Source organism: Chelativorans multitrophicus (assembly GCF_011317445.1).
GTDB lineage: Bacteria > Pseudomonadota > Alphaproteobacteria > Rhizobiales > Rhizobiaceae > Chelativorans > Chelativorans multitrophicus.
In genome coordinates this window covers 1-14,391 of record NZ_JAAAPL010000013.1, presented here as the reverse complement: position 1 = coordinate 14,391, position 14,391 = coordinate 1, and the positions used below count along the sequence as shown (strand labels likewise).

12 protein-coding genes and 1 pseudogene are annotated in these 14,391 nt (G+C 62.3%); 3 read left to right on the top strand and 10 right to left on the bottom strand.

Going from position 1 to position 14,391, the window contains the following annotated elements; translation table 11 throughout:
* The first annotated feature begins 5 nt into the window (after nucleotides 1-5).
* Both GNP00_RS22890 and GNP00_RS22885 read left to right on the top strand, forming a co-directional pair.
* The gene (locus GNP00_RS22890) at nucleotides 6-860 is read left to right on the top strand and encodes a HEPN domain-containing protein (RefSeq protein WP_166016345.1); all 855 of its coding nucleotides are present in this window, start codon (nucleotides 6-8) and stop codon (nucleotides 858-860) included.
* Between the two features lie 142 nt (nucleotides 861-1,002).
* Entirely contained in the window at nucleotides 1,003-1,809 is an 807-nt protein-coding gene (locus GNP00_RS22885; protein WP_166016343.1) for a hypothetical protein, read from the top strand.
* A gap of 13 nt (nucleotides 1,810-1,822) precedes the next feature.
* Here the strand turns inward: GNP00_RS22885 and GNP00_RS22880 are convergent, their stop codons facing one another.
* Nucleotides 1,823-2,479 (bottom strand): hypothetical protein, encoded by a 657-nt coding sequence (locus tag GNP00_RS22880; protein ID WP_207634037.1) that lies wholly within the window; start codon nucleotides 2,477-2,479, stop codon nucleotides 1,823-1,825.
* Between the two features lie 405 nt (nucleotides 2,480-2,884).
* Nucleotides 2,885-3,049: pseudogene (locus GNP00_RS22875) on the bottom strand (IS630 family transposase); the annotation flags it as partial.
* A gap of 66 nt (nucleotides 3,050-3,115) precedes the next feature.
* Between GNP00_RS22875 and GNP00_RS22870 the strand changes: the two are divergent.
* Nucleotides 3,116-4,129: an IS110 family RNA-guided transposase gene (locus GNP00_RS22870; RefSeq protein ID WP_166016341.1), complete on the top strand. Its 1,014-nt coding sequence runs from the start codon at nucleotides 3,116-3,118 to the stop codon at nucleotides 4,127-4,129.
* 218 nt (nucleotides 4,130-4,347) lie between these two features.
* Here the strand turns inward: GNP00_RS22870 and GNP00_RS23525 are convergent, their stop codons facing one another.
* The 8 genes from GNP00_RS23525 to GNP00_RS22835 form a co-directional block, all read right to left on the bottom strand.
* Nucleotides 4,348-4,779, bottom strand: coding sequence for an IS630 family transposase (locus tag GNP00_RS23525; RefSeq protein ID WP_246263747.1), 432 nt, complete (start codon nucleotides 4,777-4,779; stop codon nucleotides 4,348-4,350).
* On the bottom strand, nucleotides 4,748-5,179 hold the full coding sequence (locus GNP00_RS23520; protein WP_246263746.1) for a helix-turn-helix domain-containing protein: 432 nt from the start codon (nucleotides 5,177-5,179) through the stop codon (nucleotides 4,748-4,750). The genes GNP00_RS23525 and GNP00_RS23520 overlap by 32 nt, the downstream gene beginning before the upstream one ends.
* An 81-nt stretch (nucleotides 5,180-5,260) precedes the next feature.
* Nucleotides 5,261-6,043 carry a SapC family protein gene (locus tag GNP00_RS22860; protein ID WP_166016339.1) on the bottom strand — a complete coding sequence of 261 codons (783 nt, stop codon included), beginning with the start codon at nucleotides 6,041-6,043 and terminating at the stop codon, nucleotides 5,261-5,263.
* A 106-nt stretch (nucleotides 6,044-6,149) separates the two neighbouring features.
* Nucleotides 6,150-9,056 (bottom strand): beta strand repeat-containing protein, encoded by a 2,907-nt coding sequence (locus tag GNP00_RS22855; RefSeq protein ID WP_166016337.1) that lies wholly within the window; start codon nucleotides 9,054-9,056, stop codon nucleotides 6,150-6,152.
* Between the two features lie 318 nt (nucleotides 9,057-9,374).
* Nucleotides 9,375-10,787, bottom strand: a complete 1,413-nt coding sequence (locus GNP00_RS22850; RefSeq protein ID WP_166016335.1) for a hypothetical protein — start codon at nucleotides 10,785-10,787, stop codon at nucleotides 9,375-9,377.
* A 7-nt stretch (nucleotides 10,788-10,794) separates the two neighbouring features.
* Nucleotides 10,795-11,121: a helix-turn-helix domain-containing protein gene (locus tag GNP00_RS22845; RefSeq protein ID WP_166016333.1), complete on the bottom strand. Its 327-nt coding sequence runs from the start codon at nucleotides 11,119-11,121 to the stop codon at nucleotides 10,795-10,797.
* A 90-nt stretch (nucleotides 11,122-11,211) separates the two neighbouring features.
* Nucleotides 11,212-12,525 carry an HlyD family type I secretion periplasmic adaptor subunit gene (locus GNP00_RS22840; protein WP_166016331.1) on the bottom strand — a complete coding sequence of 438 codons (1,314 nt, stop codon included), beginning with the start codon at nucleotides 12,523-12,525 and terminating at the stop codon, nucleotides 11,212-11,214.
* 4 nt (nucleotides 12,526-12,529) lie between these two features.
* On the bottom strand, nucleotides 12,530-14,269 hold the full coding sequence (locus tag GNP00_RS22835; RefSeq protein WP_166016329.1) for a type I secretion system permease/ATPase: 1,740 nt from the start codon (nucleotides 14,267-14,269) through the stop codon (nucleotides 12,530-12,532).
* Between the last annotated feature and the right edge of the window lie 122 nt (nucleotides 14,270-14,391).

The window sequence follows — 14,391 nt, the reverse complement described above, 5'->3', positions numbered from 1 at the left end:
TGAGGATGACGGAGCACGACCCCAGGACGGTCTTCATCAGGACGTCCCTGATCAGGACGGCCGACCACAACTACATTCTCAGCCGCCACGCCTTCCTGCGGGGGATGACGCTGGACGGCTTCTGGATGGCTGCCCATGCCGCCGAGAAATATCTGAAGGCGAGCCTGCTCCTCAACGGTCAAGACACCCGCTTCTTCGCCCACGACCTGATGGCGCTCTGGAAGGCGCATGCGGACATGGCGGCGGAATTCATGCCCGACCGGTTCGTCGAGCCCTGGAAAGCGAGCAGGACGTCGCTGGATGCCTGGGGAGACCAGACGATCGGCCAGTTTGTCGAATACCTCGCCCGCTTCGGCAGCCCGGACAACCGCTACCAGCTGGTCGGCTACCTGTATGACAGCATCGTGCTCCAGAAGATCGATCAGCTGATGTTCTTTATCCGCCGGACGTGTCGCCCTCTGGGGGAGGAGGGGCCGGTTCTGCGGGACGGGAAAGCCTGGCGGATTTGGGAAAGGCTGCCGCTCGAGGAATGCGTTTCGCAGGAGGGACACGAACTGCAATCCTTCTTCGCGGAGGCCAACCCGTTCTGGGTCTCGATCCTGACCGCCCAACCTGCGGCGACGCCCTATCGAAAGAAAGTCGTCTTCCAGGCGGGCTCGCTGCAGGTCGCCATCGCGGCCGCCCGGGAGCTTGGCCCGGACCGGGCAAAGCCTGCGGTCATTGATCTCCTGCGTTGGCTGCTGCGCCATGTAAGGCTCTCGCGGGCGAACCAGGGGAAGGTCCGGCGGGCTCTTCGGCGGCTGACCGCTCCGGACGAAAAGGGAACCGGGGAAAGCGGGCGTCATGACGCCGGTCCTTGATTGCCGGTTGGATGACACGGGCAACTGGCTGACGAGGATGGTATAACGTCGGCCATTGCGTGGCCGACAGCCTCGCGTCAGGCTCGCATGCTACGGGGAAAACGCACTCACAGGCGGATAATTCTCTGGCAGGGACGATTGCATGGATGGGCTGGCGAGGATCGGAAACGGGCAATTCGTGGCCGCGCAGCAGCGGTCGTCCTCCGGCACCGGTTTACCCGACAAGGCAGAAGACTTCGGGGCGCTGGTGACGGACGAACCGGCGCCGGCGGCGACAGGAAAGCCGAACATGATCCAGTTCATGGCCGCCACCGGCGCGAGCGTCAAGGAGGCCAGGGACGCCCTCTACGTCCACAAGAACTGGCAGCACTACCTGCCCGATTGGGATGGCGGCCTCGATACGGTGGCGGCCTACGGACAGGTCAAGGACGAGCTGGCGTCGGGGCTGCGGGGGATGGACCGGAAATGGTCCGCGCCGCTGCTCGACGGCTCCCGGTCCCTCGATTCCGAGACGATTGGCGGCACCGGCGCGTTCCGGCCGCTGGACGGCCCGATGGCGGGCGCGTCCGGCGGGCGGATACTGCCTTCCTTCTTCGACAACCCGGCCTCATCGCTGCATGGCCGGCTGGCGTCGTTCGCCATCATGCGCGCCGACGGCTCCCGGGCGACGACCATCATGCCGCACAACCGCGACTATGGCTCGACCGACCCCTCCATTCCCTTCGGCTCCGCTCAGCATCCCGCGGTCGCGAAAGAACGCTTCGCGCGCGACGTGTTCGCCTTCGGCCTTGGTCAGGAAGCGCTGGACGATTTCGCGAGAAGCTTCGGGGCAGACAACTGGGAAGCCCTGGACTGGGCCGTGGTGCAGGATGCCAAGGGCAGCAGGTCGAATCCGCTGATGAAGGACGACTGGGTCGCGCGGCACGGCGCGGGAAGCCACACGGGCTGAGCGGCGGCGGGCGTCATGTCCGCCCTCTCGTCCCGGCCCGACGACGTTCGAGCAGATTGGCGGCCAGCGTGATCAGGTGCTCTTCGCAACGCTCGTCCGCCTCCAGGACCTGCTCCAGCCGTCGTTCATAGGTCGGCCATCGCATCCATTTCGGCTTCGGGACGGGATCGCCGACGCCTCCTTCGCTGCCGAGACGCCGGCGCAGCTTGAGCGCCTTGTCGAGCGCCCGGTCCCTGGGCGTGGCGCGCTGCGAGCGATAGGCGAGGCGATGGGCCTGCCGGGAGGCGAAGATGAACGCTCCCGGCGGCAGGTGGAGCCTGCCGCAGCGCAGGCCGAGATGCGGGCAGCGGAAATACCAGCGGCGCCCGCCGAACCGCGTCGGAATGCTTGTCAGGCTGATGCGGTAGTCGGCGTCCCGCTTCTCCCCGGAGCCGGGATCGGTGCTCGCATAGCGCAGGCGCATCCACCCCTCGCCCGCGCCGAGGCTGATCTCGTAGCCGATCGAGGCGATCCGCGCGCCGCTGCGGGTATCCGTCCAGACCAGGGAGCCCTGCCACCAGCCTTCCGCCGGCGGAAATGTCCCGTCGCGCCGGAGCCTGTCGAGGTCGAGCGTGAGGCCATCCTCGACAACCGGTCCTCCTCCATGCCGCCCGGAATCGAATCCGCTCATCGCATTCCCGGATTTTCCGAAATCTTCTGCCTAACTTTCCATTTCAGGCAACGCATGGTCAAGCGCCCTCCGGCCGCAGCACCGGGCCGAAAAGGCGAAATTCGGGGTTCGGGATTAAGGATATGCTGAAGGCAGGACCTGAGGCGCGGGAAGCCAATCCGAGGGATAGCAACCCGCTCTAAAGCGCGTCGCGATCTTTCAGATTCACTCCCTACGCTTTAGTTCCTTGTTTTTTTTCGCATGTCTTTATCCCGAAACCGGTTCCCACTTTCGGGAGACATGATTTAGAGCATTTTGCAGTCAGATGGAATCGTCTGACGTCGCATAAATGCGGCTAAAGGAAACAAGCTGGAGCAGCGGAAGCTGCGTTCGTCAGAACGCCCGCTGCTCTAGAGCAACGTGCATTCAGGTGTATCCGGCTGCTTTGAAGAAGTTGCTGCATTCTGCGGGTGAGTAGAGTGCGCAGATGTCGCCGATTGCGTTCCAGAGGCCGTCGATGGTGCGGATGGCTCGGGCTCTGAGATGGGCCTTGAGCTTTGCGAATGCCATCTCGATTGATGGTGTGGATGGCTCCTGCTCCCGGCGTCGCAATGCGCCATGATGGGGTGTCATTGTCCCAACATGGAGGAGCCACCCATGTTTGAGGTTAGCACAGTCGGCGTCGATCTCGCCAAGAACGTCATTCAGGTCCACGGTGTTGATGCCGCCGGCAATGTGGTGGTGCGGCGCCAGCTTCGGCGGAGCCAGTTTGTTGGATTCTTCGAAGGACGACCATGCTGCCTGATCGGCATGGAGGCTTGTTCGGGAGCGCATCACTGGGCGCGCGAGTTGCAGTCGATGGGCCACGAGGTTCGGTTGATGCCGCCAAGCTACGTGAAGCCCTACGTCAAGCGTGGCAAGACAGATGCGGCCGATGCCGAGGCGATCTGCGAAGCCGTGACCCGGCCGTCGATGCGCTTCGTTCCTGTGAAGGGCGAGGCAGATTCCGCCGCTTTGGTTCTGCACCGGGCACGGGACTTCCTTGTCGGGCAGGTCACGCAAACCGGCAATGCGATCCGGGCTCACATGGCCGAGTTTGGGATCGTGACGGCAAAAGGATCGAAGCGCGTCGCGGACCTGGAAGCGGAACTTACCGCTTTGCCTGAGGCCGCGCGCCTGCCGCTTCAGGCGCTGTTCGATCAACTCGCGGATACGCAGGCGCGGATCGAGCGGCTGACCGATGAGATCGAAGAGGTTCACCGGCGGAACGACGTGAGCCGACGGCTGGCGTCGGTTCCCGGAGTTGGCGTGCTGACGGCAACGGCGATTTCCGCGACAACTCCCGACATCAGCAACTTCGGCTCGGCACGGGACTACGCCGCCTGGCTCGGTCTCACACCGAAACAGCATTCTACTGGCGGCAAGCCGAGGAGCGGCGGCATCTCGAAGATGGGGAACCGCTACATCCGACGTCTGCTGTATCTCGGGGCGATGGCTCAGATCATGGTCCGGCGCAGGAGCCGCCGCCCAGGATCGGATTGGCTGTCGCGCAAATTGGCGTCCAAGGGGACCAGGGTCGTCGCGATTGCGCTGGCGAACCGAATGGCGCGGACGATCTTTGCGCTTCTGCGCGACGGAACGAGCTACAAACCGCGCGTCTCGGCGGCATGATCCGGCCGAGCACAGGTTGAAGGATTGGTCAGGGCAATGTGAGGTGATGGCGAACTGACGGAGAGGACAACACGGGACACCCCGATGAATCCGAAGCGCCATCAAGCGCGTTCGATTGAGTGGGACCCATACTCCAGCGGACATTCATCATGGCGCGCAGCACATCTGCTGCACACAGACGCCGAATACATGGCCGCAGCCGACCAGCCGTCATATGCTCACAAAACCCTTGACCCGCAGGAGCCATCCATACACGGGTTGAGATCGGGACTGTAGGGCGGCAGGAAGAGCATCCATGCCCCACGCGCCTTGATGGCGGCCTCAGCCTTTGGGCTCTTGTGGGCGGCGAGATTGTCGAGGATGACGACGTCGCCGGTCGAAAGTGTCGGGGCGAGTTGGGTCTCGACATAGGTCTCGAAGATGCGTCGGTTCATCGGTCGGTCGACCACGAAGGGTGCGGTCAGGCCGAAGCATCTGAGGCCGGCGATGAAGGTCTGGGTCTTCCAGTGGCCGAAAGGCGCCTTCGAGCGCAGCCGCTGACCTTTCGGGCATCGGCCGCGCAGGCGGGTCATCTTCGTGGTGGTGCCGGTCTCGTCGATGAAGACGAGCCGATGCGGATCAAGCCGCATCCTGGGCTGGCGCCTGGTCATCCAGGTCTGGCGTGCGGCTGCGACGTCCGGCCGGTCCTGCTCGCTGGCCAGCAGCGTTTTTTTTGAAGCGATAGCCGTTGCGGATCAACCAGCGCGAGATCGAGGACGGATCGACCACCGTCTCTTGTTCGGCCAGTTCGGCCGCCAGTTCCGGCATGGTGATGTCATCCTTCTCGGCAACCCGGCGGATCAGGAAGTCGCTGTGCGCATCGAGCTTGGAATAGCGCCAGCCACCCGCGGGCTTTGCCTTGAGGCTGCCCGTCTGGCGATAGGCTGCCATCAGCTTCACCGCGAACGAGACCGAAACGCCGAAATGCGCAGCAGCAGCATGACGCGATCCGCCACTTTCGACAAACCGAGCAATGCGCTCGCGAAGATCAAGCGAATAGGATCTCGGCATCGCAAATCACCTCCTGCCGGAGTGAATCACGAAAGCCACCTCACGGGAATCCCATTCGAGTCAATCAGAACGCACGTCGCTCTAGAATATCAGCTTGTCGTCGTTTCCGAACAGCTCGTCCAGTTCGGGCAGCGGCTTGGCCTGCTGTCGGGCCTTTGCCACGTTCTCGTGGTGCTCCGCCAAGCGTCCCAGAACCTCGAGGCGGTTCATCGAAACGATCTGCGCATAGGCCACCCCGAGCGCCCCTGCTTTCCGAAGCCCCAGATAGGTCTGGTCATCGAGCGCGTTCAGCTTCGTTTCGTCGATCCGGAACAGGCCGGTGACGGGAAGCTCACGGTCCTTGCCCTTGACCGTGATCTCCCAAGGGCCGATCACGCCGGCCTCGTCGAGCGCCTTCACGGCGATGTCCGTCGCAAGCCGGCTCGCCTCGTACTGCTGCAGGAAGTCGGCGATCTGGTTGACCAGCTTCGAGGGTTTCCCACCATCCTGGAAGAAGGCTTCTCCCTCGTCATCGTCACGGACGAGATCGCTTTCCTCGTCCACGCACACCATCATCTGCTCACCCCCTTCCTGACGCATCAGGCGGAAGGGATAGGAACGGAATGCCGCAGGGATGTAGGTGCCCGCCCAGCGCCCATCGGTGCCGACGAAGAGATTGCTGTCCTGCCCGAAGGAGAGCAGCGCCGCCAGGTGATAATTTTCGCCCTGCCTGATGAAGCCGAGCGGCATGTTGACGGCGGCGGTCGCAAGCTCAAGGCCGACGACCGGCGCTACCGGCTGCCTGGACGCGAAGCCGTAGGTCTGGGCCCGCTTCCATGTCTTGCCGGCATGGTTCGTGCGGCTGATGGGAACATATCTCGGCATGCGCCACGTCTCCCCGGTCAGGATATGGTGCCCCCGTGTAGGGACGCTTCTATCAAAAAGAAAACCCCGCCCCCGGAAAGGGGGCGGGGCCGTTGTCGATGACGACTTACGCTGTCAGGAACGCGTTGTCGTAGTAGAGGTTCGAGGCGTCGAAGGCCAGGAAGTCATCATAGCTCATCTCGATGACCGCGATGCCTTCCGCCGTATCCGTTGCCGTGATGATCGCATCGGCGCTGGTGATCTGGAACAGGACCATTGCTTCAGCGACGCTATCGTAGGCAGCGCCGAAGAACGCACCGGCGCTATTAACATTCAGTTGGCCGGCACCGATGGCGGCATCGAACAGGGCGTCGACCGCACCCACCATGTCCACACCCACCGCAGGCGCCACGAACTTCAGGAAATTGATGTTCGAAGCGGAGAGATTCGAGGTTTCACCCTGCTCAATCTCGCGGATCACCACGTCCTGATTCGTGATGGCGACGCCATTGGTCGCCTCAGGGGTCTGAACCTGATTGAACAGCGTCGTTGCACCGTTCAGATTCAGCATCACCTGGTCCACGGCAAGGTCGAAGCCGGTGACAAGATGGTTCTGCTGAAGCTGGCCGCCGCCGCCGAAGGCGTCACTGAAGCTGATTGTGTCAGCCCCGCCGTCCGCGGAGAGGTTGATGATCTTCCGGTCGAGACCGCCATTGCCGGTCTGGTACACGACGAACAGATCATCCCCGGAGCCGTCATTGATGGTCTGCAAGCCTTCATTCACTCCGATAAAGGCATTCCCGGTGAAGTCGGACAGATTAATGACGGCGTTATTCTGGTCGAACGCGTTCGCCAAGCTGTTGCCCATCAACAGATCGGTGTCACCCGTGATGGCGACCACGCCTGCGTTGATGTTGCTGGCATCGAAGATGGAGTTGATGTCAGTAGCGGGATCACCCAGCGAGGCCAGATTGAGCAGGTCGCTGCCCGTGCCGACGTTGAGAATGTGGACAATCACGCCATCGTTCAGTTCGAGGTTGAACGCTGGGGCGGTGACGAAGCCCCGCTCCAGGGTCAGATTCAGCAGCGTCCCAATACCGGTATTGGCTATCGGGTAGACGGCGACGGTATCGCCATTTGCGAAATCCAGATTGGTGACATTGACGACCCCCAGAGCATTGGCCGCCAGTTCGAGACGGTTGGCCGAACCCGAGTTCGCCCAGTCGACGTTGAGCACGCCAGCAAGATCGCCAAAGAGATCACCCGTCACGCGGATCGTCTCGATATTCGCAATCGTGGTTCCGGGAACCAGAAGGTTAACCGCCACCAGCGTGGCATTGAAAACATCAAAGCGCAGGAGGTCGTTGTCGCCACCGCCGCCGTCGACGCTATCGCCGGCCTTGAAGTTCGTGGCATTGTCCACCTGATAGAAGTTGAACGTGTCATCGCCGTCACCGCCCTTCAGGTCGACGACGCCATTGACGTTGCCAATAAGGGCGGCAGGACCGCTGTAGGGGGTGGTTCCCGTTCCACCGATGTTGAAGACGTTGTTACCGTCGCTGCCGTCGATCGTCACGTTGCCGGTGTGGGTATCGACGGTGAAGGTGTCGTCGCCCGCGCCAGCAGTTGCCTCGATGGCGCCGTTTCCACCGGTGGAGGCAAGGGTGTTGTCGCCTTCGCCAAGGGCCGCCACGACATCGCCAGTATGGCCGTTGAACGTCAGCACGTCATTGCCGTCAAAGGTGGTGACGGTCAGGATACCGGTGCCCGGTGCTCCCGTCCCCGTTCCGGTGAAGGTGAGGGTGTTGGCGAACGTCGTTCCCGTGATGTTGACATTGTCGCCGGCCGAACTGCCGCCGGGGAAGTTCGCCACCAACGGCGCCATCAGCGCCACGGCGTCAAAGGTGCGCAGCGTGTTGAAGCTGATCCCGTTGATCGTCAGCGCGTTGTTGCCGGCGATCGTCACGTCGCGCGGGCCGCCAACGCCGTTCACGAGCGTGAAGACGTTCGCCAGCGTGCCGATGCTGTCGATGTTGAAGATCTCGTAGCCCGCATTCGGCGCGAGGCTGGCATGGTTCAGGGTCAGCGTCGAGGCGGTCGCGTTGCGCAGCTCGATGGCCAGCGCGTCGTTGGTGCCGTCCGTGGCCGACCCTACATGGTTGATGATATGAGCCACTGGTCCGGGAATGAAGGGAAAGACAGTGGCGGGAATCTCGTCATAGATGCCGACCGTGTTGAGCGCCGTCGACAGATTGTTGATCGTTATGCTCTGGGTCGAGTTGCGGAAGTTGATCGTGTCGATCGCATTCGCGTTCAGCACGTCGAGGGTGGGATTCGGCAGGACGATGGGCGTAATGCCGCCCGGGCTCGAAATGTTGACCTCGTGGATGTTCCAGAGGCCGGCAGGGATCACGTAGGGATCCACCAGCTGCGCGTTCAGCGTGTTGCGCCCCGCGCCGCCGTCGATGTCGTCGGCGGTGTTGAGCGTCTGGATTGGCAGCAGGCCGGTCTGCACAGCCGGGGCGTTGTACACGTCGTCGCCGTCGCCGCCCGTGAAGGCCGCGCCCGTGTCCGGACCCTGGGTGAGGTCAAACGTCTCGCCGACCGGCGGAAGCTCGGGCAGGCCGGGACGGTTCTCGAACTGGCCGTAGAGCTGGTAGTGCTCCAGGGCGTTCGCGAAGTGCTCGTCCGCGATGGCGTCGGCGACATCGGGATTGGCGGCGAGATAGGCGGCCTCGTCAAAGTAAGCGAGCAGCTCGGCAGCAGCTTCGCTCGGCGCACGACCTTCGGCCGCACCATAGAGCTGGAAGTGCTGCAGCGGGCTTTCGAAGAGACCGGCCAGGACTGCCGCAGCTACGTCCGGATTCTGCGAGACGTAGTAGGAGCTGTCGAAATTGGCGTTGGGATCGCGTCCTTCAGCCCAGCCGAACTGGTTGTAGTGCGCAAGACCGCTTGCCATCTGACCCGTAGCAACCGCCAGAAATACATCCGGGTTGCTCGTCAGGTAGAAAGATTCGTTGAATTGAAACGACATTTGGGTTCTTCCCTATGATGAGACCAGAACCGCCAGGCACATGGTGGAACCTGACGGCGGTTCGACCGCCCACCATCAGGTGGCGCGATCACCGGCGAATTTTCCAAGGGAAGATCAGGTAGTGGAACTCCGAATTAAGCCGAACCGCCGCGGATTCCGTTTGACGCTGCGCTGCCGCAGCATCCCGTCAAAGCGATTTGGTCGTCCGGAAATCCCCTCTTAAAACCTCCCTTGCGCGTGACTCGCACGGCTTGGAAAGGCTATACAGTAAAACACATACTCCGCAAGCGGAAAGTGCCCTGGCCTGGTTCACGCTTGTCAGGCGACAAGACCCAGGGCGTCCGCGATCGTGTCGGAATGGCCTACGATACTTATCGTCGTGGTCTCCTCGAACACCCAGACCCTGAAGGACAAAGCTTCTCCAGAGGCGAGATCGGACTGGTCGAAGATGATGATGGATCCAGAAGCATTGCCGATAATGGCGATGTCGGTGTCCGAACCCAGGAAAAATAGAACTGCCTGCTTGGCAGCTTCATCGAAAGCAGGGTGAAAGTCTGTCGTGACCGTGGGTGCGTCCACATCCATGGTTTCCACAAGCACATCCATGTCGACGATCTCGGCGACGTCCGATGCCTCGTCCGGAGGCAGAACCTTGACAATGAAACCTTGGGTCTGGGTCTTTTCCTCAACCCAGGCACGCGCCGTTTCCGGTGCTTCGGACTGGATAGCGGCCTGAAGGGGTTCCTGAGCCGAAGGTTCCGTCTGGACCTTCTCTTGCTCTCTGCCCACAGCGGGTTCCTCCAGTACCGCGATAACGCCTTGCTGCTCTCCTGGTCGCTCGCTGGAAACAGCAGACGTCTCGTCGTCTGGAAGTGAAAGGGAGATAACTTGCCCCCCGTCCCTGCCCACTTTGGTCATCAGGGTGAAGCCATCTGGAAGGATGACTTCATCTTCCGGACCAGCGGTCAGAAGCTGCTCGTCAGCTGGCCCGTGTCCGGGTAGAAAATAAGCAGCCGAAAGGCCAAACAGATCGTGGGCGTTGGCGGCGCTTTCACCCTCCTGGTCAAAGTAGCGGGTTATAGAGGCGTTCCGCACGGCTGCTGCTGTTACGCTCCCCGCCGTGTCGTCTTCCTGATGGCGGGCCATTTCGGTCGCGATCGCGGCGGCGATCAGAAGCATGGCCGACTCGCCGGTCCGCTGCTTGTTTTCATCGTCCCCGGATGCAACTGGCAGAATGTCGAGTCCCGCCAATGGTGCGATCTCCTCACCGTCAACTGCCCCCTCATCTTCGGCAGTCGCGGCGAAGCTCTCGCTCGGGGAGCTCATGATGAAAATGGTGGCGACGAAGATCGTAAGCAGAGCGGCCGGGTGGAAAAGAACGTTGTCGCGCCTGTTGGCTTCCGGCACGGGAAGTGAAACCGGATTTTCAGCGATAAACCGGCGCACGATTGATCCAAGATCGCTTCCCCTGAGGAGGTTCGGCAATGCTGGAGCCGCTACCACGTAGCGACCATCTATGCGGGCGAAGTGGACTATCATCTCCCCGCTATCGCCATGGCAAAAAACGAACCAGGGATCACCTTCGTCGGAAACGCCGCTCTCAGTCTCGATGTGTAGTCCTGCCTGCAGCAGCGCCCCTTCAACGCGATAGAGCTCGCCCAGATCCTGGTTTGACCAACCACTCCTGGGTGTTTTCTGTGCAGCAGGGAGAAAACCGATGATCCGAACCATTTCCTACCTATCCGATGCGCTCAAGCAAGCTGTCATCTTCCTCGGGAAACAGAAGCGCGAACGTGATGGGATCATAAAATCGCATCAGGACATAGACGAAGTCCCTGGGCGCAATGCCGAGGGCGTTGGCCCAGTCAACATATCGTTCGGCAGGAATCCGGCCCCTTCCCGTCTCCAGCTGGGAAATGAAGGTATAGTATTCTACCCCCACCAAGTCGGCGAGCTGACGCTGCGATAGGCTGCGTTCCTCCCGTTTCTGCTTGAGCCAACGGCCAGCGCGGCGGCGTAAGACTTGGGCCTCCGTCTCTTCTTTTTTTTGCGCGTTAGCCTGCATGATCATTACCAGTTTTTGCGTGGGCCCCCATTGGGCAGTCTATTCGAACGTAAGTGAGTTCGGTTTTGCCTGCAAGCAGCCCCCCGGCTTCTATTCCTCTCGCAGAGCACGCGTCAGTGCGGTCTGCATAGGTTCGACCAGATACTGCAATACGGTTCGTTCCCCGGTTGGAAGGATGACGTCGCTCGGCATGCCGGGCGACAGCCGCCCCTGCAACGGTTCTGGAATGTCGCTCTCGGCAACCACGACGCGGACGAGGAAATAAGGCTGGCGCGTGTTCTCGTCGATGAGCCGGTCCGGTGAGATCTCTCGGACCTGACCGTAGACGACGTGCGCTTCATGCGCCTTGATGCCGGTAAAGCGCACCTCCGCACTCATCCCTGCGAACACCTTGTCGATGTCCATGGGCGAGACATGGACGCTGATGATCAGGCCTTCGTCGTCGGGGACGATCTCAAGAAGCGTCTCGCCCGCCCTGACCACCTGGCCGACAGTGAAGACCTTGAGGTTCAGCACCTTGCCTGACCGTGGTGCCAGGATCGCTGTGCGTCGCAGGATGTCGCTTGAGACGGTCAGGCGTTCATGAAGCTCGTTGATGGTCTTGCGCACCTCGACGATCTGCTCCGCGGTGCGCTCGAGGCGCTCCTGCTGGATCTGGTGGATCTGAAGCTCGGCCTCTCCCGCCATCGCCTCGGCACCGCTGATCTCCGCGATCGTGCGTCCGATGACGCCTTCCAGCCGCGCCCGCTCGCGTTCCAGCGCGTGCAGCCGGGGCGCGGCAACGAGGCCTTTCTCGTGGAGCTGTCGCACGCCGATCAGCTCTTCATTGATGTAGCCGATCTGTTGCCTGGTCGACTCAAGCTCCTGGCTGAGGCCGTTGGCGCGGGTATTGGCCTGCTGGACACGGGCACGCAATATGCCGATCTGCCCGTTGACCGAGTTCCTGCGTTCCGTGAGCTGGGCGGTCTGGTCCGCGATCGCCTGCGCAACCGCCGGTTGGCCCCGTACCTTCAGTATGTCTTCGGGCAGGGTGATTTCCTGCTGACCGTCGAGCTCGGCGATCAGCCGGGCTTCCAGGATACGGGCGGCGTGCAGGGACTGGCGTTCGACGGCCTCCGTCGCCCTGGCGCGGGTGGTGTCGAGCCGGAACAGGACAGCCCCCTCTTCCACCCTGTGCCCGTCCTGGATCAGGATTTCCGAAATGATGCCGCCCTCAAGGTGCTGGACGAGACGCCGGTTGTTCTCCACGGCGACGACGCCGGGCGCCACGACCGCGCTGTCGAGAGGAGCCAGGGCGGCCCAGCCACCGGCGACGCCGAAGGTCAGGAAGACGACGGCCAGTCCGAATATGATCGGGCCCATGAAATTGTCGGCTGCCTTGGGCGCGCCGTTGTTCGTCGCCATCGGTTCAGGCCTTTTCTGCGAACTGGGCATTGGGCTGCAACGGCACGACGCGCGGGCTGGACAGGCGCGCCATCACCTCGTCCCGCGGCCCGAACATCTGCGCCACGCCGTCATTGAGAACCAGGAGCTTGTCCACGGCTCCGATGACGTTCGCCTTATGGGTGATCAGAACAACGGTCTTGCCCGAGTCGCGCAGGCGCCTGATCGCCTCGAGCAGGGCCGTCTCGCCGGCGAGATCGAGATTGGAGTTGGGCTCATCGAGGACGACGAGGGGCGGGCTGCCGTAGACGGCGCGGGCAAGACCGATACGCTGCCTCTGGCCGCCGGAGAGCGCCTGCCCCCCTGTCCCGATCTCGGTGTTGTAGCCTTGCGGCAGTTTCTGGATCAGGTCGTGGACACCCGCCATCTCCGCCGCCGCGATAACCTTGTCGGGATCCATCTTGCTGTCGAAGCGGCTGATGTTGTCGGCGATCGTGCCTCCGAACAGCTCCACGTCCTGCGGAAGATACCCGATATGGTGGCCGAGTTCCTCGCTGTTCCAGTGTGGCAGTTCGGTTCCGTCGAGCCTGATCGCGCCCTGAACATAAGGCCATACGCCCACAAGAAGCCGTGCGAGAGTGGACTTTCCGGCGCCGCTCGCACCGAGCACGCCAAGCACCTCCCCGGGCCGCACCGCGAAGGTGATTCCCTTCAGGACAGGTTTTTGAGCTCCGGGTGGAGCGGCGATCACCTGCTCGACCGACAGCTCCCCCGTCGGCGTCGGCATCGACATCCGGGCGCGCTCCGGGGGGACTGCCTTCAGAAGCTCGTTGAGACGCCTGTAGGATTCCCTGGCGGCTACAAGGCCGCGCCAGTTGCCGACCGCCTGCTCCACGGGCGCGAGGGCGCGGCCCATCATGATCGAGGCCGCGATCATCGAACCCGCCGAAATGTTCTGTGTCACAACCAGGTAGGCGCCGACGCCCAGTATGGCGATCTGCAGCCCCATGCGGATGAACTTGGACACCGCCATCACGGCGCCGGAGCGCTCGCTGGCCAGGGCCTGCCAGCCAAGAACGTCTTCGTGCTGCCTCTGCCAGCGCTCCCGCAGGGCGCCCATCATGCCCATGGCGCGGGTTGCTTCCGCGTTGCGCAGGGTGGTGGTGGCATAATGGTTGGCGCCTATCGCCGCCCTCGATCCAGCTTCCAGATGCGTCCGTGTCAGCCGGTTATTGAGCAGGCCCAGGAAAAAGAGGACGATCGCACCAGCCGTCGCCACGAACCCGTACCAGGGATGGAGCATGAAGCAGCTAAGGATGAAGATCGGCGCCCAGGGTGCATCACAGATCGCTATCAGCCCGTTACCGGTCAGATACTCGCGAACGCGGTCGAGATCGCGCAGTCCTTGGCTGCTGCCGTCGCCGACATTTACGATGTTTGAGCGCTGAACGGAATCGAAGACCTGATCGCTGGATTGCCGGTCGAACAGGATGCCGGCCCTGACGAGCGTTCGCGAGCGGGCAGCCTCGAGAAGGGCATAGGAAATGAGCAGCGCGCCGGCGATCAGCGTCAGCATCAGCAGGGTTGTCATGTTGCGGCTCATGATCACGCGATCATAGACCTGCATCATGTAGAGCGGGGCGACGAGAGCCAGGATGTTGATGAAGAGGCCGAGGAAGATAGCGTAGCCGAATGCCGGCTTCGCTCCCCGGACCGCCTTCTCGAGGGCTGTCTGGTCCTGGTTGCCGACTTTCATTGCCGTCATGACTTCCCCTCGAGGCGCTCGGATCGGCCCACTTATAGGGGTCGGAACAAGAGCAGTGCCAAATCGTACGCTAAGGCCGAACGGATGGTGAACGTCATGCGGCGCGCAACATTCGGCCGGGA